The organism is Vibrio sp. 10N.261.52.A1 (assembly GCF_002876325.1).
Classification (GTDB): domain Bacteria; phylum Pseudomonadota; class Gammaproteobacteria; order Enterobacterales; family Vibrionaceae; genus Vibrio; species Vibrio chagasii.
In genome coordinates this window covers 1-8,330 of sequence record NZ_MCYD01001021.1, presented here as the reverse complement: position 1 = coordinate 8,330, position 8,330 = coordinate 1, and the positions used below count along the sequence as shown (strand labels likewise).

The following is an 8,330-nucleotide window of genomic DNA, read 5'->3' as shown; positions in this document are numbered from 1 at the left end:
TATTGGGGGTCAGTTCATGTTCCGAACGGGCTTTTTGTTGTTTGTTAATGTGTGCAGTCGGTGACTAACCGATTTTCGTCATCTCATTGAGAGTGAATGACGCCACACAACCTTCGGTTGCAGCCATGTACTCAGCGAGATGAGTATTCCCCATGTGCGCTTGCCACAGTTCGCGTGATGTCCAGTTTTCGTAGAAAGTGAAATGCGCAGGGTTTTCGTTATCTTGGTGTAGGTCGTAGTTGATGCAACCTTCTTCAGCGCGAGTGATATCAATCAGCTTTAGCAACTCTGCTTTAACCAGTTCAACTTTGTCTTCGTTAGCGACGATATTTGCGATGATAGTCAGTTGAGTCATGTTTGTTACCTATATTATTTGATTCACCAAAGCGGTGCTATTCACTGAGTTGCTCCCTATTGGATGAGCAATCATCAGTGCCGATGAACAAAGAATAGTAGGAAGGCTCATGATGATAAACCGTGCTCCGTTAGAATTATTATCAAAAATTAATTGATAATAATGGAGCTATTAGATGTTGATTAACAAAGGTAATTGAACTTTAAAACCCGCCCGCCCAGGCATCGAAGTCATCAATATTGTCGAGTTCTTGCTGGCTTCTTGGGGCTGGGTAATAAGGCAGGGCTAATCTCACAACTGAAGGTAATAGCTCCCATTCTGGTGTCATCTTCAGGCGCTTCAGTTCGTCATTAAGACGCACAAACATGTAGTAGCCGTCGCTGTGAGTATTGGCGTAACTTGCGATTGTGGCGATATCACCAGAATGTAGTTTTACATCTCGGCCAAGTGGGTAGAGCTGATGAAGCGTAAAGCTTACTTTTGGATCTTGTAATTTGCCTTGTGTAGAGCGCTCTAGGCCAATAGCGGTTGAGGTCGTGCGAGGCTTGCAGCCTGTGAGGAACAAGCCACTCAAACTATCTTGGAACGGCTTACCTTTTCGATTACCTTCATTGCTAATGAATTGAACCGTCAGTTTGTCTCCTGATTCTTCCAGAATTTCTAAAAACTGTTCACCAGTGCGATCGACTAAAAGCTTCATAAGACATAAATACCATTAAGAATGAGATACGATAAATGGTACTACTTTTGGGTAGGATTGTGTAGGAGCGATCAATCCGTTATTGCAAGTGCCGTGTCAAGATTGCCGTACTTATCATGATTGTACTGAGAACGAATACGCCGAGAGCAATTAGCCCTCGGCGCATTTATGAATTGGCTGTTAAAACCTGTGGCTTACTTAATACGGAATTAGCTTAACTCTTCCTCAACGTATTGAAGACAAAATGACTGAGCATGATCATCAATGTTGACTTGCTCGTTACCTCTCAACTCAAGGTACAGTGTGACTGCTTGTTTGAGTGCCGGGATCAATGCGTCACGTTCTGGCATCGCGACGGTTTTTACGAGTGCTTGCGCAAACTCAGGCAGTCGTTCTTCAATTTTCCTCACACCAGACGGCGTGAGCCCAGCTTGCTTTAGCGCCAGCGGAGATAGAACGTTTTGACGAATGAAAGAGAGAGACTCAACTGTTTCGAAGTATTCGCCACGAGCTATCTTGGTTGCGGCATAGTGCGTCCAAATCCAAAAACGATCTTCAATCCATTGTGGGTCTGGTTGTGGGTAGCGTGGTTCCGCGCTGCTGAACACATCGGTTAATAAGCTATTTCGTTCCCATAACACTTGGTTGTTATCAACTCGAACTGCTGCGTCTGGTAGCGAGACAAATTTGAAATCAACGTGAACAGGCTCTGGGCCAAATATCGACACAATTAAACGTGGCTCACCAACGTGTTCACCCGTGAAGGCAGCGACTTTACCGCCAATGCTATCAAGAATGTTGAACCGTTCTTTCATTACGCTTTCATAGTCGGCTGGGTTAACCGCGATAACAAAATCTAAGTCGCTGTATTTGTCCATCGAGTTAGCGCCAAAGGAGCCACTTGCGGCGATGCCACATATACGAGGATCTTGAGACAAGACATCAACCACTTTGATGAGAAGTGCTTTGTGAGGTGCTGGAAGAGTGCTTGGGTAGTTCATATTTTACCTATCTTAAAAAGTTAGAACTGCAATGCAGCTAGTGCGGCAAAATCAACGCAGCATTATAGAATGTCAATGTTGGCTTAGCTTGTCAATGATTAGCTTGTGAGCAGAATTAGGAACGGCTTCGAGGAGAGAGCTGGGTTGCAGACTTTAGGTTTCTTAAGTAAAGGAGGCATGATGAGCCAACTCGATTTTGGCTCATCAACATCGATCATTAAGTGGCTTAACGCTTACGTAAATAGTGAGTAGTTACGATCTCATCGAGGTAAGTCGTGACACTTTTTAGCGTAAAGTCGAGAGGAGAGACTAAGTCACCAAATAGCGGAGCACCACCACCAAGAACGACAGGGATCGTCGAGATAATCAGTTCATCAACCAGGTCTTCTTTCAGGAAGTTTTGAATGGTCACACCGCCATCAATATACAGATTGTTAAGGCCTTTGCTGTTTAGATCTTCGATGATCTGAGTGAGTTCGCCCTTTATCAAGAACACTTTACCTTCAAGCTCTTTAGGCACTTCAGTCAACGTGTTACTCAAAACATAAACCGGTTTTGTGTAAGGCCAATCAATACCGAAGCTCAGCACCATATCCATGGTGTTTCGGCCCATTACCAAAGCATCGATACGATCGATATGGGCGTTGTACCCCATGTCATCACCCTCTGGATTTGGGATGGCTTGCAACCAATCTAGACCACCGTTTTTGTCTGCAATGTAACCATCAAGACTCGTACCGATAAAGACAATATTTGACATTGTTAACTCCGAAATTGAACAGGAACTTGGCATTTACGCTGTATTAAATTATAATATTCTACAGTGTAGAAATTTAGTTTAAGAGGTGGTGTTATGACTGTCAAGGATCAAAAGCGAGGTCGACCAAAGAGTGGATCAAGTCAACTGAGTGCAGAAAAGATCTTAGATACGGCAAAGAGCATGATGCGTGAAGGCGGTAAAGTTCCGAGTATCAGAGGATTAGCCACAGAGCTCGGTGTCGATGCGATGGCGATATACCATTACTTCAAAAACAAAAATGATCTATTGGAGTCGATCACTGTCTCATTGGTAGGTGCAGTGGCACAGCCTGAGCAAAACCAAGTGTGGCAAGAGAACTTGTATCAGCTTAGCGTGAGCTATCTTTCAGTGTTGAATGACTATCGCGGGCTACTAGAAACTTTGCTGACGATGAAATCGCTTGGGCCCGTTGAAGTCTTTAGTGAGCGCTTTGAAGCGGTAGTGAATCCGTTAAATCTTACATCAGAGCAATCCGAAGATGCTCTTCATTTGCTAGTTGACTACTTGCATGGCTATGCGCTTGCATTGAACTGTAACCCGGATAGAACTGAGATTACGGTTGAGATGGTGAGAAAGCCTTTAGGCCTTTATTGTTTAGGTATCGAACAACTGAAAGCATCGTGACCTTGTAGTCACTATCGATGCCTGAATAGGTGAATTCGATACTGTGTTCCTCACGATGAAGTCGCTAAGTTTTATTTATACTGGATAATTACCTATAAATTTCTGGATTTAGCAGTAATAATCAATGAATAACCTCGAACAACTTGGTCGTTGAAAAGTTGTCGAGGCTAATTCAAAGACCTCACCGTGAAAAGGAAGTCAAACACATGCCTGTGCTCCAACGCATCAGCTTAACCTTATTACTCGTCGCCGCACTCGGCGGCTGTTCTTCATTACCCGAAGGCATCGATCACCCGGCAGAACCGTACACCTCTTATGGACCAAGCGCTTTATCGGTTTTGGCGGATGAATATCAACCCGCATCAGAACAGGCGACAACCGCCGTTCGTTTACAAGAATCCGGTTGGGACGCTTTGGCTCAGCGCTTGGCATTAGTTGAAAGCGCAGAGCACACCATCGATATTCAATACTACATATGGAACTCGGATGAATCGGGCAAGTATCTCGCTAGCCGTTTGCTAGCCGCTGCTGATCGTGGTGTTAAGGTTCGAGTGATGCTGGATGACATCAACCTCAATGAGCGTGAAGGGCTGTTGTCAGCACTCGACGCTCACCCGAATGTTGAGATCCGAATCTTCAACCCAACACCAACGCGTCGTGGTTTCAGTAAATGGTTGAGCTTCCTTGGTGATTTCTCTCGTTTAAACCGCCGCATGCACAATAAATCGTTCACTGTAGATGGCACCTTGTCTGTGGTGGGGGGACGTAATATTGGTGATGAATACTTCGATCTTTCTGACGAGATCAACTTCCGCGATCGTGATGTATTGGTGATGGGTACCGTGGTTACCACTATCCAGACCAGCTTTATTGAATACTGGGATAGCCGTTGGTCTTACCCTGTCGCTATGTTGGGTGACGAAGAGCAACCGGATCTTTCAAAGATTGACGATATAACGGTTCCGCAATACAAAAACTACCCAGAATTACCATTAGATCGTGAATCGGCAGATAGCCTGCTGAAAAAGGCTCTTGATGAGATGACCTGGGTGAATGCTCGTTTCGCTTACGATCGTCCTGTGCCTGTTGATTCAGACAATACTGATGAACCCAAAGCAACGGCGGTTCTGCTAGGACAACTAGCAAGCGAGTCGAAACAAGAGATTTTACTTGAGTCGGCTTACTTGGTATTCGATGATGGCCAATTAGATGAGTGGCAAACGTTGAATAACGAAGGCGTTGAGATAAACGCATTGACCAACTCAATGGCGTCAAATGACTTGGTTACTAACCACTCTGCTTACGCGGGCAGACGCTACGATATGTTAGAGCATGGCATCGACCTGTTTGAGCTAAAACCAGATTCCAAGTTGTGTGAAGCATCTACCCAAGACGTATCAAAATGTGCACCTGAGACAGCTTACGGTCTGCATGCTAAATCAGTGGTATTTGACCGCAGGATTGCGAGTATTGGCTCATTTAATTTCAACCTGCGTTCGACCTACCTAAATACTGAATCGGTGTTAATCATCGAAAACAAAGCGATTGCTGAAACGCTAGCTGAAACTATCGAACAGGCGATGAGCGAAGATAACAGTTGGCGTTTGGAGCTAGAAGATGGTGATGTGTATTGGTACTCAGGTGAGCAAAGTTGGGACAGCGAACCAGAAACCGGCAAGTGGGAGCGCATGCAATCAGGCTTCCTACAGCTTCTTCCGATAGAGAAATATCTATAAGAAAATCAGAACTATAGAGAATAAAAATGTCAGCGCATAATACGCTGACATTTTTGTTTGTGGTGATTGAAACTGAGCTTTTTATCTGAGCTAGGTCTTGAATGCTATCTCTTAGTCAGTTGCTTACTGTTCAAGTACGGCAGAATATGAGGACGAGATTCACCAGATAGCTTTTGCGTGATCTGCTGTGACCAACTGCTTTGCTTCTGATTGCTTGAGCGGTTGGCGTAGTAGCTCTGCATTGAATCATCATAGCTAGCGATTTCATCTAGGCTCAATGGTTGGTATTGGTTTTCGTGCATAACTACGTGAGCAGGAAGGCGAGGCTTCACCTCCGGTTGCTGTGCCGGGTGACCTAAGCACATCCCGAACAACACGGCGGTGTGTTGTGGTAGTTCTAACAGTTCATCGACTTGTTGTGCGCTGTTACGCAGGCCACCAATGTACACGCCACCTAATCCCAACGACTCCGCAGCTAGCATGCAGTTTTGCGCCATAATGCCAGAATCGACGGCGCCAATCAGAGTTAGCTCGGTAAAGTCGGTTTTCACTTCTGGGTTGATTTGAGCGTGACGTTGATAGTCGATACAGAACACCAAAAACTCAGCAGCACTTTCCACATAAGGCTGGTTGCCAGCGTATTCCGCTAGCAGCTTACGTTTCTCTTTGTCTGTTACTCTAACGATGGAAACAGCCTGCAATAAGCTCGATGATGACGCAGCGAGACCTGCCTGGACAATTAAATCGAGGTGCTCTTTCTCTATTGGTTGATCGGTATATTGACGAATGGAGCGATGCCCCAAGATGGTCTCAATCGTACTGTTCATAACTCTCAGACTGTCCTTGTTTTTATGATGCATTACAAATCACCATAACGACATTTTTTAGTGGGGTAAACCTCTAACGCCACAACTCTTTTATTTTTGAACTAGCCTTTGAAGTCGCTATTTTGCAAGCACTCAAGGAACAGCAATATAAGCGTCGGTTATAGTGTTCATAAGTGGAAAATCAGAGTAGACCAACTAGGATGAATTGACTTAAACCCTACAAATAATTCAATAACATGGTAGTTGCTATGAAGAAAATAAACCTTTTGTCAGTTGCGATTTTATCTAGCCTCTCTTTCTCATCTTTTGCTAAGGATTGTGATCCCAATTTGCTGCCTTCATGGAAAGACAGCGACAGTAAATCCGCTATCGTGGATTTTGTTGGTCAAGCTACGAAAGAAGAATCTGATACCTTCGTTGCGGTCCAAGATCGTATTGCCGTGTTTGATAACGACGGTACGCTTTGGTCTGAAAAGCCATACTACTTCCAATTAGCTTTTGCATTAGATCGAATTAAAGAGTTGGCGCCTGAACACCCTGAATGGAAAACGGAAGCACCGTTTAAGTTCGTGCTTGAAGATGACATCAAGAGTGTCCTAGGAAGCGGCGAAGAAGGTTTATTGAAAATTATCATGGCGACGCACTCTGGTATGACAGTCGAACAATACCAAAAAGATGTTGAGCAATGGTTAGCCGCAGCGAAAGATGAACGCTTCAACAAAGCGTATACCGAGCTGACTTACCAACCAATGAAAGAGATGCTGACTTACCTTCAAGAGCATGACTTCAAGACTTATATCGTGTCGGGTGGCGGTGTAGATTTCATGAGAGTGTGGGCACCTGAGGCTTACAATATCCCGCCAGAGCAGATCATTGGTAGCGCACTTAAATACAACTACAGCTACAACGACGGCAATCCGACCGTTACTAAAGACTCGTCTATTTTGACTATTGATGACAAAGCCGGAAAGGTCACCAACATTCAGCATATTATAGGTAAGAAGCCGATTCTAGCAGTAGGTAACTCAGACGGTGACCAAGCGATGATGCAATGGGCAACCAGTCAACCAAATTCAATGGCGATGATTGTTCATCACACCGATGCCGAACGAGAGTGGAAGTACGATCGTGAATCCCATGTTGGTAAGCTTGATAAAGCACTCGACGAAGCGAACTCTAGAGATGATTGGACGTTAATCGACATGAAATCCGACTGGTGTGAGGTGTATTAACCCACACAAGCATTCAGATAAAGCAACAAAGGCTCGGATGGTTCATTCGAGCTTTTTGCTAAATAGCGAAGGCTTCATCTCATTTTCAGCAAGAACGTACTATAAATTTTTAGCGCATGACGCTTTAATCGGGATAGTGAGAAATTAAAGGAATAAAAAAATGAAAACGATCGGTTTGCTTGGTGGTATGAGTTGGGAATCGACCATGAGCTATTACAAATCCATTAACGAAGGTGTTAAAGCGACGCTGGGCGGGTTGAACTCTGCAAAGATTTGTATGTATAGCGTGAACTTCGATGAGATTGAAAAGTTACAACATCAAGGCCGTTGGGCTGAGACGGCTGATATTTTAGCTGACGCGGCATTATCGGTTGAAAAAGGCGGCGCAGACTTCATCTTAATTTGTACCAATACTATGCATAAAGTCGTGCCTGAAATCGAACAGAAGATCACGGTTCCAATTCTCCATATCGCCGATACCACCGCGCAGAAGCTACTTGAACAGGGCGTGAAAAAAGTCGGATTGCTCGGCACCGCTTTCACGATGGAACAAGATTTCTATAAAGGGCGCCTGACTAACAAGTTCGGTATCGATGTTGTGATTCCTGCCAAGGATGACAGAGAGAAAGTCCACAACATCATTTACCAAGAGCTGTGCCGAGGCGAAATTAAAGAAGAGTCTCGCACAATCTATAGTCAGATTATTGAAAAGCTAAGCCAGCAAGGAGCAGAGGCCATCGTTCTCGGCTGTACTGAAATCGCCTTACTGATTCAGCAACAACATAGTGATGTTCCTTTGTTTGATACTACAGCCATTCATGCAGAAGCCGCGGTGAGCTTGGCGACGAGCGATTAGCTTACAGTTAGCTTTCAGTCATTAAGCTGGCCTTTCTGGCGTGTTACACCATCAGTTGGTTGATGTGTAATTAAAATCTCTGATTTTCAAAAGGTTGCGGACTTTTCTATGAGAGTGCGTTATGAGGCATTTTCCTCTTTTAGAAAGCCCCAAATTAAGTGAATAAGCACTCTGTATCAGACTTTTTATAAATTAGTAGA

Annotated in this window: 9 protein-coding genes; 4 read left to right on the top strand and 5 right to left on the bottom strand. The window is 44.4% G+C overall.

Annotation, left to right across the window (positions count from 1 at the left end; all coding sequences use genetic code 11):
• Window positions 1-64 precede the first annotated feature (64 nt).
• The 4 genes from BCT81_RS22170 to BCT81_RS22155 form a co-directional block, all read right to left on the bottom strand.
• Window positions 65-355 carry a putative quinol monooxygenase gene (locus BCT81_RS22170; RefSeq protein ID WP_102425863.1) on the bottom strand — a complete coding sequence of 97 codons (291 nt, stop codon included), beginning with the start codon at window positions 353-355 and terminating at the stop codon, window positions 65-67.
• A gap of 202 nt (window positions 356-557) precedes the next feature.
• Entirely contained in the window at window positions 558-1,055 is a 498-nt protein-coding gene (locus BCT81_RS22165) for a hypothetical protein (RefSeq protein WP_102425862.1), read from the bottom strand.
• 209 nt (window positions 1,056-1,264) lie between these two features.
• Window positions 1,265-2,056, bottom strand: coding sequence for an oxalate:formate antiporter (locus BCT81_RS22160; protein WP_102425861.1), 792 nt, complete (start codon window positions 2,054-2,056; stop codon window positions 1,265-1,267).
• 226 nt (window positions 2,057-2,282) lie between these two features.
• A complete protein-coding gene (locus BCT81_RS22155) occupies window positions 2,283-2,849 on the bottom strand; it encodes a dihydrofolate reductase family protein (protein WP_102425860.1) in 567 nt (188 codons plus the stop codon).
• Window positions 2,850-2,909: 60 nt separating this feature from the next.
• Here BCT81_RS22155 and BCT81_RS22150 point away from each other — a divergent pair, with 60 nt between their 5' ends.
• Window positions 2,910-3,479, top strand: a complete 570-nt coding sequence (locus BCT81_RS22150; protein WP_102425859.1) for a TetR/AcrR family transcriptional regulator — start codon at window positions 2,910-2,912, stop codon at window positions 3,477-3,479.
• A 206-nt stretch (window positions 3,480-3,685) separates the two neighbouring features.
• Window positions 3,686-5,215, top strand: coding sequence for a phospholipase D family protein (locus tag BCT81_RS22145; RefSeq protein WP_102425858.1), 1,530 nt, complete (start codon window positions 3,686-3,688; stop codon window positions 5,213-5,215).
• 104 nt (window positions 5,216-5,319) lie between these two features.
• Here the strand turns inward: BCT81_RS22145 and nfsA are convergent, their stop codons facing one another.
• Window positions 5,320-6,042, bottom strand: coding sequence for an oxygen-insensitive NADPH nitroreductase (gene nfsA, locus BCT81_RS22140; protein WP_102425857.1), 723 nt, complete (start codon window positions 6,040-6,042; stop codon window positions 5,320-5,322).
• A gap of 248 nt (window positions 6,043-6,290) precedes the next feature.
• Here nfsA and BCT81_RS22135 point away from each other — a divergent pair, with 248 nt between their 5' ends.
• Window positions 6,291-7,274, top strand: a complete 984-nt coding sequence (locus tag BCT81_RS22135) for an HAD family hydrolase (protein ID WP_102425856.1) — start codon at window positions 6,291-6,293, stop codon at window positions 7,272-7,274.
• A gap of 160 nt (window positions 7,275-7,434) precedes the next feature.
• Window positions 7,435-8,130 (top strand): aspartate/glutamate racemase family protein, encoded by a 696-nt coding sequence (locus BCT81_RS22130; RefSeq protein WP_102425855.1) that lies wholly within the window; start codon window positions 7,435-7,437, stop codon window positions 8,128-8,130.
• The last annotated feature ends 200 nt before the right edge of the window (window positions 8,131-8,330 follow it).

Excerpts from the sequence above, each read along its gene's own strand:
- BCT81_RS22170 (WP_102425863.1), bottom strand. The coding sequence starts at position 355 with ATGACTCAACTGACTATCATCGCAAATATCGTCGCTAACGAAGACAAA.
- BCT81_RS22165 (WP_102425862.1), bottom strand. The coding sequence starts at position 1,055 with ATGAAGCTTTTAGTCGATCGCACTGGTGAACAGTTTTTAGAAATTCTG.
- BCT81_RS22160 (WP_102425861.1), bottom strand. The coding sequence starts at position 2,056 with ATGAACTACCCAAGCACTCTTCCAGCACCTCACAAAGCACTTCTCATC.
- BCT81_RS22155 (WP_102425860.1), bottom strand. The coding sequence starts at position 2,849 with ATGCCAAGTTCCTGTTCAATTTCGGAGTTAACAATGTCAAATATTGTC.
- BCT81_RS22150 (WP_102425859.1), top strand. The coding sequence starts at position 2,910 with ATGACTGTCAAGGATCAAAAGCGAGGTCGACCAAAGAGTGGATCAAGT.
- BCT81_RS22145 (WP_102425858.1), top strand. The coding sequence starts at position 3,686 with ATGCCTGTGCTCCAACGCATCAGCTTAACCTTATTACTCGTCGCCGCA.
- nfsA (WP_102425857.1), bottom strand. The coding sequence starts at position 6,042 with ATGAACAGTACGATTGAGACCATCTTGGGGCATCGCTCCATTCGTCAA.
- BCT81_RS22135 (WP_102425856.1), top strand. The coding sequence starts at position 6,291 with ATGAAGAAAATAAACCTTTTGTCAGTTGCGATTTTATCTAGCCTCTCT.
- BCT81_RS22130 (WP_102425855.1), top strand. The coding sequence starts at position 7,435 with ATGAAAACGATCGGTTTGCTTGGTGGTATGAGTTGGGAATCGACCATG.